General features: G+C 25.5%; 21 protein-coding genes. 12 read left to right on the forward strand and 9 right to left on the reverse strand.

The genetic code is table 11. From position 1 onward, the window contains the following. Nucleotide 1 precedes the first annotated feature (1 nt). The 3 genes from aspS to AC5SMR_RS04650 are packed head-to-tail and all read right to left on the reverse strand — an operon-like array spanning nucleotide 2 to nucleotide 3524. Complete coding sequence (gene aspS / locus AC5SMR_RS04640; RefSeq protein WP_494576357.1) at nucleotides 2-1786, reverse strand: aspartate--tRNA ligase; 1785 nt, start codon at nucleotides 1784-1786, stop codon at nucleotides 2-4. Next, the gene (locus tag AC5SMR_RS04645) at nucleotides 1783-2448 is read right to left on the reverse strand and encodes a P-loop NTPase family protein (protein WP_494576359.1); all 666 of its coding nucleotides are present in this window, start codon (nucleotides 2446-2448) and stop codon (nucleotides 1783-1785) included. Before AC5SMR_RS04645 ends, aspS begins: the two co-directional genes overlap by 4 nt. Further along, nucleotides 2445-3524 (reverse strand): hypothetical protein, encoded by a 1080-nt coding sequence (locus tag AC5SMR_RS04650; RefSeq protein WP_494576361.1) that lies wholly within the window; start codon nucleotides 3522-3524, stop codon nucleotides 2445-2447. Before AC5SMR_RS04650 ends, AC5SMR_RS04645 begins: the two co-directional genes overlap by 4 nt. A gap of 11 nt (nucleotides 3525-3535) precedes the next feature. Between AC5SMR_RS04650 and purM the strand changes: the two genes are divergently transcribed. Beyond that, entirely contained in the window at nucleotides 3536-4564 is a 1029-nt protein-coding gene (gene purM, locus AC5SMR_RS04655; protein WP_494576363.1) for a phosphoribosylformylglycinamidine cyclo-ligase, read from the forward strand. Next, nucleotides 4542-5120: a phosphoribosylglycinamide formyltransferase gene (gene purN, locus AC5SMR_RS04660; RefSeq protein WP_494576365.1), complete on the forward strand. Its 579-nt coding sequence runs from the start codon at nucleotides 4542-4544 to the stop codon at nucleotides 5118-5120. Before purM ends, purN begins: the two co-directional genes overlap by 23 nt. Here purN and ndk read toward each other — a convergent pair. Then, nucleotides 5117-5527, reverse strand: a complete 411-nt coding sequence (ndk, locus tag AC5SMR_RS04665; protein ID WP_494576367.1) for a nucleoside-diphosphate kinase — start codon at nucleotides 5525-5527, stop codon at nucleotides 5117-5119. The genes purN and ndk overlap by 4 nt on opposite strands. Then, nucleotides 5520-6977, reverse strand: a complete 1458-nt coding sequence (locus AC5SMR_RS04670; protein ID WP_494576369.1) for a leucyl aminopeptidase — start codon at nucleotides 6975-6977, stop codon at nucleotides 5520-5522. Before AC5SMR_RS04670 ends, ndk begins: the two co-directional genes overlap by 8 nt. 76 nt (nucleotides 6978-7053) lie before the next feature. Here AC5SMR_RS04670 and AC5SMR_RS04675 point away from each other — a divergent pair, with 76 nt between their 5' ends. The 7 genes from AC5SMR_RS04675 to rsmA all read left to right on the forward strand — a co-directional run bounded on the left by AC5SMR_RS04675 (nucleotide 7054) and on the right by rsmA (nucleotide 14291). Further along, a complete protein-coding gene (locus AC5SMR_RS04675; RefSeq protein ID WP_494577402.1) occupies nucleotides 7054-8157 on the forward strand; it encodes an LptF/LptG family permease in 1104 nt (367 codons plus the stop codon). Then, on the forward strand, nucleotides 8157-9236 hold the full coding sequence (locus tag AC5SMR_RS04680) for an LptF/LptG family permease (protein ID WP_494576371.1): 1080 nt from the start codon (nucleotides 8157-8159) through the stop codon (nucleotides 9234-9236). Before AC5SMR_RS04675 ends, AC5SMR_RS04680 begins: the two co-directional genes overlap by 1 nt. Beyond that, a complete protein-coding gene (locus tag AC5SMR_RS04685) occupies nucleotides 9226-10029 on the forward strand; it encodes a hypothetical protein (RefSeq protein WP_494576373.1) in 804 nt (267 codons plus the stop codon). Before AC5SMR_RS04680 ends, AC5SMR_RS04685 begins: the two co-directional genes overlap by 11 nt. 80 nt (nucleotides 10030-10109) lie before the next feature. Further along, a complete protein-coding gene (locus tag AC5SMR_RS04690) occupies nucleotides 10110-11615 on the forward strand; it encodes an LPS-assembly protein LptD (protein WP_494576375.1) in 1506 nt (501 codons plus the stop codon). Continuing rightward, a complete protein-coding gene (locus AC5SMR_RS04695) occupies nucleotides 11615-12547 on the forward strand; it encodes a peptidylprolyl isomerase (protein ID WP_494576377.1) in 933 nt (310 codons plus the stop codon). The genes AC5SMR_RS04690 and AC5SMR_RS04695 overlap by 1 nt, the downstream gene beginning before the upstream one ends. After that, on the forward strand, nucleotides 12537-13502 hold the full coding sequence (locus tag AC5SMR_RS04700) for a 4-hydroxythreonine-4-phosphate dehydrogenase PdxA (protein WP_494576379.1): 966 nt from the start codon (nucleotides 12537-12539) through the stop codon (nucleotides 13500-13502). The genes AC5SMR_RS04695 and AC5SMR_RS04700 overlap by 11 nt, the downstream gene beginning before the upstream one ends. Then, complete coding sequence (rsmA, locus tag AC5SMR_RS04705) at nucleotides 13503-14291, forward strand: 16S rRNA (adenine(1518)-N(6)/adenine(1519)-N(6))-dimethyltransferase RsmA (protein ID WP_494576381.1); 789 nt, start codon at nucleotides 13503-13505, stop codon at nucleotides 14289-14291. On the opposite strand, the gene gmk is transcribed toward rsmA, so the two are convergent. From gmk to fabD, 4 genes are read right to left on the reverse strand one after another with little or no spacing between them, the layout of a single operon-like run. Continuing rightward, nucleotides 14280-14912 (reverse strand): guanylate kinase, encoded by a 633-nt coding sequence (gene gmk, locus AC5SMR_RS04710; RefSeq protein WP_271486705.1) that lies wholly within the window; start codon nucleotides 14910-14912, stop codon nucleotides 14280-14282. The genes rsmA and gmk overlap by 12 nt on opposite strands. Nucleotides 14913-14919: 7 nt before the next feature. After that, nucleotides 14920-15159: an acyl carrier protein gene (locus AC5SMR_RS04715; RefSeq protein ID WP_006997205.1), complete on the reverse strand. Its 240-nt coding sequence runs from the start codon at nucleotides 15157-15159 to the stop codon at nucleotides 14920-14922. A 48-nt stretch (nucleotides 15160-15207) separates the two neighbouring features. Continuing rightward, nucleotides 15208-15945, reverse strand: a complete 738-nt coding sequence (gene fabG, locus AC5SMR_RS04720) for a 3-oxoacyl-[acyl-carrier-protein] reductase (protein WP_011281882.1) — start codon at nucleotides 15943-15945, stop codon at nucleotides 15208-15210. Further along, a complete protein-coding gene (fabD, locus tag AC5SMR_RS04725; RefSeq protein ID WP_494576383.1) occupies nucleotides 15938-16870 on the reverse strand; it encodes an ACP S-malonyltransferase in 933 nt (310 codons plus the stop codon). Before fabD ends, fabG begins: the two co-directional genes overlap by 8 nt. A gap of 86 nt (nucleotides 16871-16956) precedes the next feature. Between fabD and rpsF the strand changes: the two genes are divergently transcribed. From rpsF to rplI, 3 genes are read left to right on the forward strand one after another with little or no spacing between them, the layout of a single operon-like run. Next, entirely contained in the window at nucleotides 16957-17322 is a 366-nt protein-coding gene (gene rpsF / locus AC5SMR_RS04730; protein WP_006997208.1) for a 30S ribosomal protein S6, read from the forward strand. Nucleotides 17323-17324: 2 nt separating this feature from the next. Next, nucleotides 17325-17603 carry a 30S ribosomal protein S18 gene (gene rpsR, locus AC5SMR_RS04735; protein WP_006997209.1) on the forward strand — a complete coding sequence of 93 codons (279 nt, stop codon included), beginning with the start codon at nucleotides 17325-17327 and terminating at the stop codon, nucleotides 17601-17603. Next, nucleotides 17604-18062: a 50S ribosomal protein L9 gene (rplI, locus tag AC5SMR_RS04740; protein ID WP_006997210.1), complete on the forward strand. Its 459-nt coding sequence runs from the start codon at nucleotides 17604-17606 to the stop codon at nucleotides 18060-18062. Nucleotides 18063-18082: the final 20 nt, after the last annotated feature.

Genomic DNA, 18082 nt, shown 5'->3' on the forward strand with positions numbered 1-18082 from the left:
ATTATTTTTTCAGTTTTAAAGCTAAACCAAGCTCTTTAAGTTGCTCTTCGTTAACGTTTGATGGAGCGTTCATCATTAAATCTTGAGCATTCTGATTCATTGGAAACATTGTAACTTCTCTAATATTCTTTTCATTTGCTAACAGCATTACAATTCTATCGATACCAGGTGCTATACCACCATGAGGTGGGGCTCCATAACTTAAAGCATTGATCATTCCACTAAATTTTTCATCAACTTGTTCTTTTTTATATCCAGCAATCGAGAAAAGTTTATACATCAATTCAGGCACGTGATTTCTAATTGCACCAGAAGATAGCTCTATCCCATTGCAAACAATATCGTACTGATAGGCTTTAATATTAAGAGGATTATCAAAATCAATATCTTTTAAGTCTCCTTGAGGCATTGAAAATGGATTGTGACTAAATTCGATTTTATTAGTTACTTCATTTTTTTCAAACATTGGATAATCAACAACCCAACAAAATGCGAAAGTATTTTCATCAATTAATTTTAAATCTTTAGCAATTTTATCTCTAGCTAAAGAGGTTATTTTTTCAACATCATTTATTTTTCCACAAGCAAAAAATATACTATCCCCTATTTCAGCTCCAGTGATTTTCATAATTTCCTCTAGGGCTTCTTTAGAAAAAAATTTTCCCACCGGTCCTTTTGCTGAAATATTTTCTTCTTTTTCAATTGTAAAATAAGCAAGACCAGACGCCCCTTGTTCTTTTGCCCACTTATCAATATTATCAAAAAAACTTCTAGGTTTATCTTTTGTATTTTTTGTAACTATACATCTCACTTTAGAACCAGATTTTACAAGCTTTTTAAATATCTCAAACGTAACATCATCACGTGTAAAAATATTTGATAAATCTGAAATTATTAATGGGTTTCTTAAATCTGGCTTATCTGATCCATACTTAAGCATAGACTCCTCATAAGGTATTCTTGGAAATTTTTCATACATCAATTTTTTTTCAGAAAATTTCTTAAAAACATTGACTATTAGTTTTTCAACAACTTGAAAGACATCTTCTTGTTCAACAAAAGACATTTCTAAATCAAGCTGATAAAATTCACCTGGACTTCTATCTGCCCTTGCATCTTCATCTCTAAAGCATGGAGCTATTTGAAAATATTTATCAAAACCAGAAACCATTATAAGTTGTTTAAATTGTTGTGGCGCTTGTGGCAGTGCATAAAATTTTCCAGGATTTAGTCTACTTGGTACTAAAAAATCTCTTGCACCTTCAGGGCTAGAGGATGTTAATATTGGTGTTTGGAATTCCAAAAACCCAAGTTTAGACATCTCGTTTCTAATAAAAGAGATAACTTTTGACCTTAAGATAATATTGTCATGAATTTTTTTTCTTCTTAGATCTAAGAATCTATACTTGAGTCTAATTTCTTCAGCATATTCTTGATCACTAAAAACTGGCATTGGTAACTCCTTGCAAGTACCCAACACTTCAAATGAATTTATATTAACCTCAATCTCTCCAGTTTGAAGATCTGTGTTAATAGTCTCTTTTGTTCTCTCTATAACTTTACCATTTATCTTAATTACGCTTTCTAATTGAATTTTTTCTAATGAATTAAAATTTTCGTTACTTTTATCTATGATACATTGAGTCATTCCATAATTGTCTCTTAAATCTATGAATAGTAAATTTCCATGATCTCTTTTTTTGTTTATCCAACCTGATAAAACAACATCTTTACCACTACTATCTATTGTTAACTCACTACATGTATGTGTTCTATATTTATTCACTTATTCCTCAAGAGCTTCATTAATAATTTTAAAATCGATAGATTTTTTTTTTTTAAACTAATCTTGTCAATTTTATATATGAATTCAAATATTTTGCCATACGATCTCTCAATTCTTTTAATAATAAAGTTAATCAGCTTTTTATCTAATGTAATTTGTCTATCTGATAAATTTTTTAATATTAATGCAAACATTAGCTCGTCATCAGGGTTTTGAATATTTGCAAATAGACAGTTCTTTGTTCTAGATCGAAGATCTTCAAGTTTAAAATTAATCTCAGATATTGGTTTCATTGATGTGACTATCAAAAACTTATTATCTTGATCTATTATATTAAAAAGTGAATAAATAAGCTTCTCATTTATATTTAAATTTAAATCTTCTAAAACAATATTTTGGTAAGGTTTAATGGATTTAATATTTTCATCATTTAATGAATTAACATCAATCCTAATGCCATTAAATTTTTTCAAAAAAATATTAACCAGGTGACTTTTTCCTGAAAATTTTTCACCATTAATGTTTAAAAAATTTTTTTCCCACTTTGGCCATTTGTTAATCATTTCAAAAGCATAAAAATTACTCTTTCCAACATAAAAATCATCATCTTTAAAGTTTTGTTCATAATTAAAATCTAATAATAATTGATTTAAATTTTTCATTTTAATATCCACATATTATTCTTCATTTCTAATTCAAGGTTCTTTTCTTTCATGTCATTTAAAAATATATTAGGTGTGCCATTATAAGTAATTTTATATTGAATAATCTCACTATTAAAATTCAAAATACTAAAGTCAGAAACTAGATCTAAACTATAAAGCACCTGTTCCAACTCTATAATTTTTTTAGTTTTTTTGGAATTAATAGATATTGTTATAGGAAGTTTTATGGAAGTATTAATTTCATTATTTTTTTTCCATTGATCTTCATAAAGCTGTTTTAAATTTTCAACAATATTAGAAAAGTCATTATTATTCAAAATATCTAATTTGGGATAGTTCTTATTTTGAATTTTCAAGCTGTTATTTAAATTAATTTTTGAAAGTGTTCTTATTCTGTTGCTTTCTTTATATATTATTAAAATTATATTATCTTTAATATCATATTTATTAATTAAATTTGAAAAATCATAAGTTTCAATATCTTTTGAGATTTTTTGTAACTCTATCAAATCTTCAATATCTTCACTTGGTAATAAATAATCTAACAAATCATAAGAGTTTTTTTGTTCATTCCATTTATCGTAAAAAATATTGTTATTAAAAAGATATATATTGTTATTTTTAGTTTCTATAAGGATAGGAAATAATAGGACTTTATTTCTTTGGGGTATTGATGGAAAAATATTTTTATTTTCTAAAAATTTAAGAATTTTTTTTTTATTAAATGTTGTTTCTAAATTTGCAAAATACTCATTATTTATAAATTTTTCATCACTAATGGTGAAAGAATCAATCATGCCCTTAATTTCTTTTATAGAAACATTTTTAATCTTTTTTCTATCACCAGAGGTTGTAATCATTGAAATCAAATCAGAAAAGGAAGTTTGAAATCCTTTGTCAATAACGTTATTTTTTTCAAAATTTAATTCAAATGGAGAGGATATTTCAATGTTAGATACCCTAAATGCATTTGCATTTGAATAAGTTGTGGAAAAAAATACTATTAATAGAGAGAATGAAATAAAATAAATATATACATTCAGTAATTTATAAAATTTATTAATTATTTGCATATACTATACTAATGAAAAAAGAAAAATTTACCTATGAAAAAAGTGGTGTAAACATAAATGCTGCTGATAATTTTGTTAAATTTATATCGTCAATATCATCAAACAAAAAAGGCCAAAAAAAGTTTAATAATATTGGTGGCTTCGGCTCTATAACTAATATTCCAAAAAGTCTTAAAAATCCTAAAATTGTAGCTTGCACTGATGGTGTTGGTACAAAAGTAGAGATTGCCAATTTACTCAATAAATATGACACAATTGGCATTGATTTAGTTGCTATGAGTGTAAACGACCTAATTGTTCAAGGAGCAAGACCACTTTTATTTTTGGATTATATTTCTATTAATAAAATTGATTTAAATAAATTAAAATTGATCCTCAAAGGAATAGTAAGAGGCTGTAAAATTTCAAGCTGTGAATTGGTTGGTGGCGAAACAGCAGAGATGCCAGGTACCTATGAAAAAGGTAAATTCGATATAGCAGGTTTTGCAGTAGGTTTGGTTGATGAAAAGAAAATACTATTAAAGAAGAATATAAAAAAAAATGACTTGGTATTGGCTATACCATCAAGTGGTGTGCACTCAAATGGTTATTCTTTAGTTAGGCATGTACTTAATAAAAAAAAAATTAATTTAAAAAAAAATTCATTTTTAAAAAAAGAATTAATGAGACCTACAAAAATTTATGTCAAAGAAGTTCTAAATTTAATTAATAACAATCTTTTAAATGGGTGTGCTAATATTACCGGAGGTGGCCTAGCAGATAATATTAGGAGAGTTATTCCAGATAAATTAGTCGCTGATATAGATTTAAATAAAGTTAAAACTAAAAAAATTTTTAAATGGTTGAAACAAAATAACATTGATGACGATGAAATGTTAAAAACATTTAACTGTGGAGTTGGTTTTTGTTTAATCGTTAATCCTAAAAACTTAAATAAAATTACTAAATTTTTTACAAAAGAATTTAAACCCTATGTTATTGGAAAAATAACTGCAGGAAAATATAAAGTTAAACTTAATGGTAAAATTGACTGGTCCTAAAAAGATTAAAACAGCAGTATTTATATCTGGAACTGGAAGTAATTTAAAAAATTTAATAAAATTTTCTAAAATAAAAAATTCACCTATATCCATAGATTTAATTGTTTCAAATACTTCAAAAGCTAAAGGTTTAAAATTTTCAAGTCAATTTAATATTAAAAAATATGTACCAAGCTTTAAAAACTATAAAATAGCTGAAACAAAAATATTAAATTTATTAAAAAAAGAAAATATAAAATTTATTTGCCTTGCAGGCTTTATGAAGATTTTATCTAAAAATTTTATTAAAAAATTTAATGGAAAAATAGTTAATATACATCCCTCTTTACTGCCAAAATATAAAGGGCTTGATACTCATTTTAAAGCAATACAAAATAAAGATAAGGTAGCTGGTTGTACTGTTCATTTTGTAACAGCAAAACTTGATTCAGGAAAAATAATTCTGCAAAAGAAAGTTAAAATTTCAAAAAAAGATACTTCTATTTCTTTAGCTAAAAAAGTTTTAAAACAAGAGCACAAGCTCTATCCAGCGGCTATAAAAAAATTATTTAATTAATCTTTAAAGAAAAAATTAATTTCAATTTTAGCGTTTTCAACACTATCAGAACCATGTACAGAGTTTTTATCAATAGAAATTCCATATTTTTTTCTTATAGTTCCTTCTGCAGCTTCCTCTGGTTTAGTTGCACCCATTAATTCTCTGTTTCCTAAAACTGCATTTTCTTTCTCTAACACCATCACAACTATCGGTCCTGAAGACAAATAAGCACATAAATCATTATAAAAAGGTTTAGTTTCATGAACTTTATAAAATTGTTCTGCTTCTGCTTTTGTTATCTGAATTTTTTTATCTTTAATAATTTTAAAACCTTTATCCGTAAACATTTCTTTGATTTCATTATCTAAATTTCTTTCAACAGCATCAGGTTTAATGATTGATAGTGTTTGTTCTATATTACTCATAATTATCCTCTATTAGTTGGTTTAATAATCTTACTCCATAGCTAGTTGCACCACCTGAATTTAAAGCACCACCATATTTTGAAAATGCCATACCAGCTATATCTAAATGAGCCCAAGGTGTTTTATTTAAAATAAATCTTTGTAAAAATTGTGCTGCAGTTGTGGATCCTGCGCCACCTACATAATTTATATTTTGCATATCCGCATTTTTTGAATCCATAAGTTTGTCATAGTTTTTATGCAATGGCATTCTCCATAATTTTTCTTCAGTTTTATCTCCAGCTTCTAACAACTGTTTTGATAATTTATCATCGTTTGAAAATAGACCCGCATATTCAGAACCTAATGAAACTATAATAGCACCTGTTAAAGTTGCTAGATCAACTATAAACTTAGGTTTAAATTTTTTCTCAGTAAAAGTTAAAGCATCAGCCAAAACTAATCTACCTTCAGCATCTGTATTTAATACCTCTATTGTTTTGCCACTATAAGATTTTACAATGTCACCAGGTCTTTGAGCGTTTCCACTAACCATGTTCTCAACAAGCCCTACAACACCAACAGCATTTATTTTTGCTTTTCTTATTGCTAAATTTTTCATTAAACCCACAACGGTAGCTGAGCCTGCCATATCATAAGTCATATCTTCCATAAACTTTGCTGGTTTTAAAGAGTAACCTCCAGTGTCAAAACAAACACCTTTTCCAACAAATGCTAAAGGCTTAGAATTATCTTTTGCTCCATTCCATTCCATTGTTACAAGATATGATCCTCTAATACTACCTTGCCCTACACCAAGTAAGGCGTTCATTCCAAGTTTTTTTAATTTTTTTTCATCGTAGATATTTATTTTTAATCCAAATTTTTTAAGTGTATTTATTCTTTTTGCATATTCATCCGGATGTAAAATGTTTCCTGGTTCAGACACAAGGTCTCTTGCAAAAAAACTTCCTTCTTCTATAGCTTTAAATCTTAAATGATCTTGATTAGATATTTTATTCTTTTTTCCTATAATATTTATAGAAACAATTTTTTTATTTATTTTAGATTTGTAAATATTAAATTCATATGATTTTAATTTTAATCCATGAATAAAATAACCTACAAAATTTTTTATTTTGCTGTTGATTGTGTCTGAATTTACAAAGTATTCATTTTTCTTATCATAGTTAATGTAACTATTAAATTTAGCTCCCAAATTTTCTATATCTGATATTTTAATATTTTTCTTAATAGACACTAAAAATACTGTTTTTTTTGAATTAACTTTAAATAAAAGAAGATCTTTTTTTAAATCACTATTTTTTAGTAGGTCAGCTATGTATAAAAATTCAGAATTTGAAGTATATTTTTTAAGATCTTTAATATTGAAATTTTCATCAACAAATAAAACAAGATTTTCAAATGGTTTATTATCGAGTTTTTCTAAATAATTAATTTTAATAGACATAAATTTTTAAATACAATCTGAGATAGATGGATGCTATATATGAATAAATTTATTATATTACAATGAAAAAATTATTATTTGCTCATTTTTTAAAAGATACCTTCTTTTTTTTTTATTAATGACTTTATCTCTAGGTTTAATTGTATGGGTAATTCAAGCAGTTAACTATCTAGATTTTATAACAGAGGACGGACATAGTTTTAAAGTTTATCTCTCATATACTTTATTTAACTTTCCAAAAATTATTCATAGAATCTTACCTTTTATTTTCTTTGTTTCCTTGTTCTATCAAATTAACAGATATGAATTAAAGAATGAATTAATTATCTTCTGGACTACAGGAATAAGTAGATTTCAATTTAGTAAAGTAATTATGGCTTTTTCATTAATTTTTTTAATTTTTCAAATAATCATTGGAGCGTATCTTTCACCAAATAGCCAGGATAAAGCCCGTAATTTTATAAGAAATTCTAATATTGATTTTTTTCCATCACTTTTTCAAGAAGGCAAATTCATAGATGTGGTAAAAAATCTGACTATATTCATTGAGACAGAAAAACCAAAAGGAGTTTATAATAATATTTTTCTCAAGGAAATTGGTTCTAAGTCTAGAGTTATTTATGCAAATAAAGGTTTTATAAAAGAGTTAGGAAATAAAAAATATTTAGAGCTATCTAATGGAAACGTAGTTAATTTAGAAGGCAATAAAAATAACAGTTTTTCATTTGATAAAATAGATTTTAACTTAACTCAGTACGGAAGTAAAAGTACTACTAATCCTAAAATTCAGGAATTAACCAATAGACTTTTGATAAAGTGTTTAAATTACTACAAGCAAGACAAGTTAACTCAATTCAAAAGTGAAATTTTAACTTGTAATAAAGATATCATCACAAATATTAAAGTAGAACTTTTCAAAAGGTTTTATAAGCCTATATACCTACTTCTACTGTCTTCAATAGCATGTCTTATTTTATTTATATCAAAAGAAAATAAAAAATTTACACTTTATAAATATATAATATTTTTTATTGGTATTGTGGCTATAATTATTTCTGAAATTTCTTTAAGATATTCATCTTATAATATTTTTGGACAATATTTTTTTATAATTTTTCCAGTTTTTTCAATTTTGAGCTTTAATCTTTTTGCATACGTTAGATCAAAAAAAAATTATTGATGATTAAAACTTTTGAACTTTATTTGATATTACTTTTTGCAAAAAAAATTTTGAATACTTTTTTAATTTTCTTTACATTAATCTTTATTCTTAATTTATTTGAAGAAATAAATTTTTTTAAAGATCTTCAAACAAACTTTTTTTTTCCAATAATATTGAGTGGTCTAAATGCTCCAGCTACTCTTTTTGAAATCTTTCCTTTTATTTTTTTGATTGGAACTCAATTTTTTTTTCTAGATATAATTGATAAAAATGAGCTTGAGATCTTAAAGATTAATGGATTAAGCAATATCAGAATTTTAAAAACATTATTTATTACATCACTTCTATTTGGTTTTATTTTAATAACTATATTTTATTCGATGTCGGCTAAATTACAGTTTATTTATTTTGATATAAAAAATTCATACTCAAATGATGATAAATATTTGGCAGTTGTTAAAGAAAGTGGCCTTTGGATTAAAGATGAGATTGACAATAAAATATATATTATTAATGCAGATGAAATATCAAATAATACATTAATCAATGTTTCGATTCATGAATTTGATAGTAATTTTCAATTAATTCATATAATTAATTCTCAAGAAATTGATATTTCCAGTTATGAATGGATTTTATCTAAGCCAATAATTTTTAAGGATAATAAAACTACGCAACTTAAAGAAAAATATTTTATTAAAACACACTTTGATATTAAAAAAATAAATAGTTTGTTTGATAATTTGTCCTCTTTAAATGTTTTTCAATTACTAAAATTAAGAGATGATTACAGGTCTTTAGGAAATTCTACCAGAGAAGTTGATATTCATTTGCATAAGCTTTATTCTCTCCCATTATTTATCTCAATTATGACAATTCTTTCTTCAATAATAATGTTTAATAATAAAAGAAATACTTCTATTATTTTTCATTTATTGTCAGGGATATTATTTTCGGTAATTGTTTATTATTTGTCTTATTTGTCTTATCTAATGGGGGCAAATGGTAAAATACCAATTATAGTATCAACATATCTTCCATTTATGATATTGATACTCATTAGTTTAATTGGAATTGTAAGGTTAAATGAAAAATAACTCAAAATTTTTAATATTTTTATTTTTTTTTGTAGTTTTAATTATTAATAATAAAGCTTACGCAAATAAAATTATTTTTAGTACTTCAGATTTAAATATTACAAATAATGGAAGTATTATAAATGCTGGAATAGGTTCTGCATACTCCAAGTCTTCTAATATAAAAATTGATGGTCAAAGTTTTAAATTTGACAAAAGTTCATCAATATTAATTGCTAATAAAGCAAAGGTTATTTTACCTGAAAAAAATATTGAAATTAATGCAGATAAATTAATTTACGATCAAAAAATTTCATTAATTAAGGCAATAGGAAATGTTGAAATTAAAGACCTTGCAAACATTGTTACATTTAAATCTAAAGAAGTTTTTTATAACAAAATAGAGGAAACAATTTTTTCAAATGTCAGATCCACTTTTTATGATAAAGCTTTAAATAATTTTACTTCAGAAAAGTTTACCTATACTTTAAACGATGGTTTATTGAAAATATCTGGAGCAAATATTTTAGATGTGCAAAATAACAAATATTATATTGAAAAAGCATATATAAATTTATTAACCAATAAATTAATTGGAAAGGACATATTTTTAGATTTTAATAATTTAGCTGAAAACAATGATCCAAGAATAAAGGGCAAAACCATTAAAAGTGACAAAAATAAAACGATTATAGAAAAAGGTGTTTTTACAACCTGTAAAAAAAATGATGATTGTCCACCCTGGGAATTTTTAGCTTCAAAAATTACACATGATAAAAAAAAAAGACAATTAATTATGAAAATGCATGGTTAAAAATTTATGATAAACCTGTTTTTTATTTTCCAAAATTTTTTCATCCTGACCCAACTGTAAAAAGACAATCTGGATTTTTGATGCCTTCTTTTACAGGGTCTAATTCTACTGGCTCAGCATTTACACTACCATATTTTCATGTGCTTTCTAACAATAGAGATTTAACATTTACTCCAAGACTTTATTCAACGAATAAAATACTTGCACAATCTGAATATAGGGTAGTTAATGCAACTTCAAAACATACTATTGATTTAAGTATGTTAAGTGAAAAAGATAATTCTTCTCAAAGTCATTTTTTTTCAAATAGTCAAAAAAAATTAAACTCAAAGTATTTTGATAATCTAGATTTATCAGCTGATTTACAATTTACTTCTAAGGATACATATCTAAAAAATTATAAATTAGATTCTTCCCTTATAAACGCTGACACTGGAACTTTAACTTCTTCAATTAAATTTAGTGCGTCAAAAGAAGATTTAAGTTTGGAGGCTGATTTTATAGTCTACGAAAATTTAAGTGATGTACCAGATGGAGACAAATATGAATATGTTTATCCTAGCTATAATCTTAAAAAAGATCTCTACTCAGACATGTTAACATCCGGAAGCTTTAATTTAGACTCAAGTGGCTTCATTAAAAATTATGATACTAATGTTTTTGAAAAGGTTATTGTTAATGATTTTCTTTATAGTTCTTATCCTAGGTTTACTAATAAGGGCTTAAAAAATAATTATAATATTTTATTTAAAAATATTAATACAGACAGTGAAAATTCAGAAAATTATAAAGAAAATTTAGATACAAAAATAGCAACTTTGATTGAGTTTAATTCTTCTTATCCAATGGAAAAAAAGACTAACGATTACACAAACATACTCAAGCCTATTATTTCAGCTAGATATAGTCCTAACAATTCTAAGAATGCAAGAAATGAAGATAAAAGAATTGATGTGAGTAATGTTTTTGCTCTTAACAGACTTGGATCTAGCGACTCCGTTGAGGGAGGTGGATCATTAAGCTTTGGTACTGAATTTTATAATACCGATTCTTCTAAGAGAGAGGTTCTTAACTTAAAAGTTGCTAACGTTTTTAAATTAGAGGATGATCAAAATTTACCTGTAAATAGTTCACTGGGCAATAAAACCTCAGATATAATGGGAGAACTGAATTATAACCCCAATGATTTTTTTAGTCTTAACTATAAATTTACACAAGATCAAAATTTAAAAGATACAAATTATCAAATGTTAAAAAATGAATTCAAAATTAATAATTTTGTAACTACTTTTGAATATCTAAATGAAAACAATGGTATAAATAAAGATAGCTACTTATCAAATAAAACGTCATATAATTTTAATGAAGCAAGTAGCTTTATTTTTGAAACAAGAGAAAATAAGAAGACCAATGCAACAGAGTTTTACAATTTAATGTATCAATATAGAAATGACTGCTTAATTGCAGCAATTCAATATAATAAAGATTATTATACAGATAGAGATTTAAAAGCGAATGAAAGCATATATTTAAACTTAACTATAATACCATTTGGAGAGACAAAGTCTCCAAATCTTAAAAAATAATGCCTAAAGTAAAATTTATTTTATTTTTGTTTTTATTGCTAGTAATAAGTTTTAAATCAAGCACTGCTGAAAATTTTTACATCGTATACAAAGTCAATAATGAAATTATAACAAATTCTGACGTAGAAAAAGAATACCGATATTTAGTATCGCTTAATAATCAATTAAAAAATTTAGAAAAACAAAAAATTATTGAACTATCAAAAGAGTCAGCACTTCGAGAAAAATTAAAAAAAATAGAATTAATAAAATATTTTGACTTAAAAACAATAAATATAGATATTGATAATTATCTAGAAAATTTTTATAGAAACTTAAATATCAAGAATAAAAAAGAATTTGAAGAATACCTGCAAAGTAACAATATATCATTAAACTATGTCCAAAAAAAAATTGAAATAGAAATATTATGGAATCAATTGATATACGATCGATATATAGGTCAAATTAATATTGATACAAATCAACTAAAAGAAAAAGTAAAAAAATTAATAAGTACAAAAAAGCAAAAAAAATACTCTCTATCTGAGATTTTATTTAACATAGAAAATAACTCAAATTTTGAAAAAAAATTAGAAAATATTAATCAAAGTATAAGCGAGATAGGATTTAAAAACACTGCGAATATATACAGTATATCAGACAGCTCAAAATTTGGAGGTAAAATTGGATGGATAGAGGAACAAAAATTATCAACAAAAATTTTAGAACAATTAAAAGTACTAGAAGTTGGTCAATACACATCTCCTGTGCAAGTAGGTTCTTCATTTTTAATTTTAAAAATAGAGGAAATTAAATATGAAAATGTGATAATCAATGAAGATGAAGAGTTAAATAAGATGATTCAATTTGAGACCAGCAAACAACTAGATCAATTTTCAAAAATATTTTATGAAAAAATAAAAATTAATAGTTTCATAAATGAATTATAAACCTATATTAATTGTTGCAGGTGAGCCAAATAGCATTTTTTTAGAAATATTTTTTAAAAGCATTCAAGCCCATCATTATAAAAGCCCTTTAATAATTATTGCTTCAAAAAAATTACTTGAACAACAAATGATTAAATTAGGATTTTTTTTTGAAATCAATACTATTGATCAAAATTTTAAAAAATTTAATTTACTAGATAATAAAAAAATTAACTTAATTAATGTAGAGTATAAATTTAAAAGTTGCTTTGAAAAAATTTCTAGTAAATCTAATGAATACATAAAAAACTCTTTTGAGTTAGCATTAAAAATTATCAAGCGAAATAAATTATCTAAATTTATTAATGGACCAATTTCAAAAAAATCTTTTTTAAAAGGTAAAGCTTTAGGTATTACTGAGTATTTAGCGAAAAAAACAAAAAATAATAATAAAGTTGTGATGCTTATATTTAATAATAAACTATCTGTTAGTCCACTTACAACACATTTACCTTTAAAAGATGTTCACAAACAAATCTCAAAACAAAAGATATTTCAACATGTTAAGCTTATTGATAAATTTTATAAAACAAAATTTAATAAACTGCCAAGGGTAGCAATAACAGGTTTAAATCCACACTGTGAGAGTAATTTTAAAAATTCTGAAGAAGATAAAGTGATAATTCCAGCTATTAAGAAATTGCGATTAAAAAATAATAAAATAAATGGTCCATTTCCAGCTGACACTATCTTTACAAAATCATTTTTAAATAAATATGATGTAATTATTGGTATGTATCATGATCAAGTACTTTCTCCTATGAAGGCTTTATTTGGTTTTGATGCAATTAATATTACTTTAGGTCTACCATTTACTCGTATTTCTCCAGATCATGGCCCAAATTATTCAATGCTAGGTAAAAATTTATCTGATCCAAAAAGCTTAATTCAAGCTTTAAAATTTTTGGATAAATAAGTGTTCATAAAAGCAAAAAAAAGTCTTGGCCAAAACTTCTTAATAGATAGAGAAGTGCTTGAAAAAATTGTATCCATAACCGATATTACTAACAAGGAAGTCTTGGAAATTGGACCAGGTAGTGGAAATCTAACGACATATATTTTAAAAAAAAAACCAAAGAAACTCTATGTTGTAGAAAAAGATGATGATTTAGCTAAACTGCTAAAAGAGAAGTTTGATACTGAAATTGAAATCATCAATGATGATATCTTAAAAGTATCTGAAAGTACTATTTCGGATCAAAAACTATCTGTCTTTGGTAATTTACCTTATAATATATCGACAGAAATCTTATCTAAATGGATTCTTAATATTGGCTCAAATTTTTGGTTCGATAGTCTCATTTTAATGTTTCAAAAAGAAGTTGCCGATAGGATTATATCTGAATTTAATAACTCTAATTATGGCAGACTATCAATTTTATCAAGTTGGAAATTAAATGTAAAAAAGATATTAGACATTAAACCACAAAGCTTTTCACCAAGACCTAAAATAGATAGTTCTTTACTTTTATTCACTCCCAAAGAGAATTTTTTTAAATTAAAGGATCCTAAAAATCTTGAAAAAATAACTAGAATATTCTTCAACCAAAGAAGGAAAATGTTAAAAAAACCCTTTAACCAAGTTTTTGATAATGGAAAAGAAGTTGCAGAAAAATTTGGTATTGATCTTAATCTTAGACCTCAAAACCTTGAGCCTGAAGTATATTTTAAACTTGTAAAAGAATATGAAGACTTAAGAGGTTAGTTTTTCAACATGCTTTCTAATGAAATCTTTATCGTAGTCTTTTGAGCCATTGTTAATTTCAGCATCAATTAAACTGCTAATTTTAGAATAACATTCTTCTAGATTGTCATTAATAATTACGTAATCATAATTAATCCAATGCAAAACATCTCTACTAAATTCTTTCATGCGTTCTTCTACTATTAGTTTATCTTTCATGTCTCTATTTGACAGTCTTTCAAAGAGTATCTCTTTACTAGGAGGTAAAATAAAAAAAGTAATTAATTTATAATTTAATTTTTTATTCTTGATTTGATCAGCTCCTTGCCAATCAATATCAAATATTACATTTTCACTTTTTTCTAATTTTTCAATAACTGGTGTTCTAGTTGTTCCATAAAGATGATTAAATACTTTTGCATACTCTAAAAATTCTTCATTTTTTATTAAATTTTCGAATTTATCATGATCAACAAAGTAGTAATCCTTGTCTGCAATTTCGTTTAGTCTAGGTTTTCTTGTGGTATGAGAAACTGAAATATGAAAATTTTTATTTTTAGAGAGGAGTTTTACTAAGGTTGTTTTACCTGCCCCAGATGGGGATGATAAAATTACCATTATCCCATCTTTTTTTATGGACATTTAATTTCTAGTTTGCTTTTCCTGCTATAAAGTTAACAGCGTCACCTACAGTAAGAATTTTTTCAGCTTCACTATCTGAAATTTCTGAACCAAATTCCTCTTCAAAAGCCATTACTAACTCAACTGTATCTAAACTATCTGCTCCAAGGTCATCTATGAAGCTTGAATCGTCCAACACTTTAGCTTCATCAATACCTAAGTGATCTGCTACAATTTTTTTAACTTTGCTTGAAATATCTTCTGACATAATGTTCCTTTTTGTTATATTTCGTTAATAGTTCAAAAAGTAGTTTTGTCAACCCAAATACATACCACCATTAACATGTAATGTTTCTCCATTAATATAGTCTGACTGATCTGAACTTAAGAAATTAACAGCATTAGCAATATCTTCGGGTTTACCTAGTCTATTAGATGGAATTTTAGCAATTATTGTTTCTTTAAATTTTTCATCTATTTGGTCTGTCATAGCAGTACTAATAAAGCCTGGGGATATGCAATTAACATTAATATTTTTTTTTGCATATTCAATTGCTAAGCTTTTTGACATTGCAACTATACCTGCTTTAGATGCAGTATAGTTTGCTTGTCCAACATTACCAGTATGCCCAACAACAGAGGTTATATTGATAATTTTTCCAGATTTATTTTTAAGCATTTTTTTAATCGAATATTTACACATTAGAAATGTAGAAGTTAAATTAATATTTATAACTTTTGACCACTCTTCTAAGCTCATTCTAATAGTTAAATTATCTTTTGTAATGCCTGCATTATTAACAATGCAATCTAAAGATCCACCTAGTTCTTTGGTAGCATTTTCTATAAATTCCTCGATTTTATCATGTTGAGAAATATCAAATTTAAGAATTTTTATATTATTAAATTTTTCTTTTAACTCTTCTAGTTTTTCAATTCTTGTACCCGTAGCTAAAATATTTGCACCATTTTGGTTTAGCTTCTCAACTATTGAATTACCAATTCCACCTGAAGCACCTGTGACTATAATATTTTTATCTTTTAAACTACTCATTGATATTAATTAACTTTATATCCTCTTCTGTATTTATTGCACTAACTTTAACATTTTTGTCAATTCTCTTTATTAATCCAGATAAAACTTTGCCTGGTCCTATTTCAATAAACTCTGTAACGCCCTTCTCAATCATTAATAAAACACTCTCACGCCAACGAACACTACTTTCAATTTGCTTAACTAGTAATTCTTTTAGTTCATTTGAATTAGATATTTCTTTTCCTGTTACATTTGAAATAAGGATGTTTTTAGGTTCATTAAAATTTAATTTTTCTATTTCTTCTTTCATCACAAGTGTTGCATTATTCATCAATTTACAATGAAACGGAGCACTAACTGGTAATTTAATATTTTTAATATTTGAAGCTTTCAAATCAACCATAATTTTCTCCAGGTCTTCAATTTTTCCACTCAAAACGATCTGACCTACAGAATTGTCATTTGCAATAAAGCATTCGTATTTATCTTTATTCTCATCAATAATTTTTTTTATTAGTTCAATTTCAGAACCCAAAACTGCAACCATTCCACCCACTCCTTTTGGAACAGAGTTTTGCATCGCACTACCTCTAATTTTTAATATCTTTAAAGTATCTGAAAATGACAATGACCCAGCTGCGGTCAATGCAGAGTACTCTCCTAAAGAATGTCCTGCATAAAATTTTGCTTTATCTAAATCTATTTTAAACTCTTCTTTGATTAACTTAAATATTGAATAACTGAGCAAAAATATTGCTGGTTGTGTATTTTCAGTTAAGTCTAATTCTTCCTTGGGACCATTTAAGATAAGGCTTGATAGTGAGAAACCAAGAGTATCATCTGCTTCCTTGAATAGATCTTGAACTAAGCTATATTTAGCATGTAGGTCTTTACCCATTCCTACTAATTGTGAGCCTTGACCTGGAAAAATAACAGAAAACATTTAAATATCTAAAGTTTATTATGGTTTTAAGTGTTGTAATTCAATAATTATAATAGTATATCCTCACTTTTTATTAAAGAACAATTATGAATTTATACGAACACACAATAGTTGCTAGACAAGATACTAGCCCAGCGCAAGTTAAGCAATTAACTGAAAAATATTCTAAAATAGTTGAAAAAAATGAAGGAGAAATAGTACAAACTGAAGATTGGGGTTTGTTAAATTTAGCTTACATTATTAAAAAGAATAAAAAAGGCATCTATATGCACTTTAAGATTAAAGGTCCTGGAAAAATTATTGATGAATTAGAAAAAAATGAAGCAATTGATAAAAATCTTCTAAGATATATGACGGTTAAAGTTAAAAAATTTAATTTAGAGGCTAAATATTTTTCAAAGAAAGATGAATACGAAAAAAAAGAATATAAAAAAGAATATAATAGAGACTAATTATGCCATCAAAAAAAAGAGCAGGAAATAAAAAAAAAGGTAGTCAAAGTAACTTTGCAAAACTAAGTATTTTTCAACCTAATAAATACAAATTTAAGAAAACTTGTCCTTTATCTGCTAAGGGTGCTCCAGAAGTTGATTATAAAAACATAAGATTGTTAAAAAAATATATGTCTGAAAATGGTAAAATTTTACCATCAAGAATTACGAATGTTTCACAAAAAAAACAAAGAGAGCTTTCTCTGTCTATTAAGAGAGCTAGAAATTTAGCGTTAATTTAAATGAAAGTTATACTTTTAGAAAACTTAAGAAGAATTGGATCTATTGGAGAAATCATAGATGTTAAAAGAGGGTTTGCTAGAAACTTCTTAATATCAAATAAAAAAGCTCTTTATGCTTCAAAAGAAAATATTGCAGAAGTTGAAAAGATTAAATCTGAGCTAAGTAAAAAAGATACTGAAAAGAAAAAAGAAGCTCAAAAAATCTCTGAACAAATTAACAATAAAGAGTACGAAATTAAAAAATTAAGTACTGAAAATAAAGAATTATATGGATCAGTTAAACCAACTGAAATTTCAAAACTGATATTAGAAAATGACAAACTAGATATTAAACCTTCAATGATACAACCAATAACTGAAATTAAATCAATTGGTAAATTTAAGGTTAAAATTATTCTACACTCTGAAGTAGATTCTGAAATTACTATCAACGTAGTTACAGCTGATACTATTCAATAATTATACAATTTTTTCCCCAG

The sequence above is a fragment of the Candidatus Pelagibacter sp. PS_28 genome, assembly GCF_059417885.1.

Bases quoted from the DNA above. Each gene is read 5' to 3' on its own strand.
- AC5SMR_RS04645 (WP_494576359.1), bottom strand. From the start codon at position 2,448: ATGAAAAATTTAAATCAATTATTATTAGATTTTAATTATGAACAAAAC.
- AC5SMR_RS04650 (WP_494576361.1), bottom strand. From the start codon at position 3,524: ATGCAAATAATTAATAAATTTTATAAATTACTGAATGTATATATTTAT.
- purM (WP_494576363.1), top strand. From the start codon at position 3,536: ATGAAAAAAGAAAAATTTACCTATGAAAAAAGTGGTGTAAACATAAAT.
- purN (WP_494576365.1), top strand. From the start codon at position 4,542: ATGGTAAAATTGACTGGTCCTAAAAAGATTAAAACAGCAGTATTTATA.
- ndk (WP_494576367.1), bottom strand. From the start codon at position 5,527: ATGAGTAATATAGAACAAACACTATCAATCATTAAACCTGATGCTGTT.
- AC5SMR_RS04670 (WP_494576369.1), bottom strand. From the start codon at position 6,977: ATGTCTATTAAAATTAATTATTTAGAAAAACTCGATAATAAACCATTT.
- AC5SMR_RS04680 (WP_494576371.1), top strand. From the start codon at position 8,157: ATGATTAAAACTTTTGAACTTTATTTGATATTACTTTTTGCAAAAAAA.
- AC5SMR_RS04685 (WP_494576373.1), top strand. From the start codon at position 9,226: ATGAAAAATAACTCAAAATTTTTAATATTTTTATTTTTTTTTGTAGTT.
- AC5SMR_RS04690 (WP_494576375.1), top strand. From the start codon at position 10,110: ATGCCTTCTTTTACAGGGTCTAATTCTACTGGCTCAGCATTTACACTA.
- AC5SMR_RS04695 (WP_494576377.1), top strand. From the start codon at position 11,615: ATGCCTAAAGTAAAATTTATTTTATTTTTGTTTTTATTGCTAGTAATA.
- AC5SMR_RS04700 (WP_494576379.1), top strand. From the start codon at position 12,537: ATGAATTATAAACCTATATTAATTGTTGCAGGTGAGCCAAATAGCATT.
- gmk (WP_271486705.1), bottom strand. From the start codon at position 14,912: ATGTCCATAAAAAAAGATGGGATAATGGTAATTTTATCATCCCCATCT.
- AC5SMR_RS04715 (WP_006997205.1), bottom strand. From the start codon at position 15,159: ATGTCAGAAGATATTTCAAGCAAAGTTAAAAAAATTGTAGCAGATCAC.
- fabG (WP_011281882.1), bottom strand. From the start codon at position 15,945: ATGAGTAGTTTAAAAGATAAAAATATTATAGTCACAGGTGCTTCAGGT.
- fabD (WP_494576383.1), bottom strand. From the start codon at position 16,870: ATGTTTTCTGTTATTTTTCCAGGTCAAGGCTCACAATTAGTAGGAATG.
- rpsF (WP_006997208.1), top strand. From the start codon at position 16,957: ATGAATTTATACGAACACACAATAGTTGCTAGACAAGATACTAGCCCA.
- rpsR (WP_006997209.1), top strand. From the start codon at position 17,325: ATGCCATCAAAAAAAAGAGCAGGAAATAAAAAAAAAGGTAGTCAAAGT.
- rplI (WP_006997210.1), top strand. From the start codon at position 17,604: ATGAAAGTTATACTTTTAGAAAACTTAAGAAGAATTGGATCTATTGGA.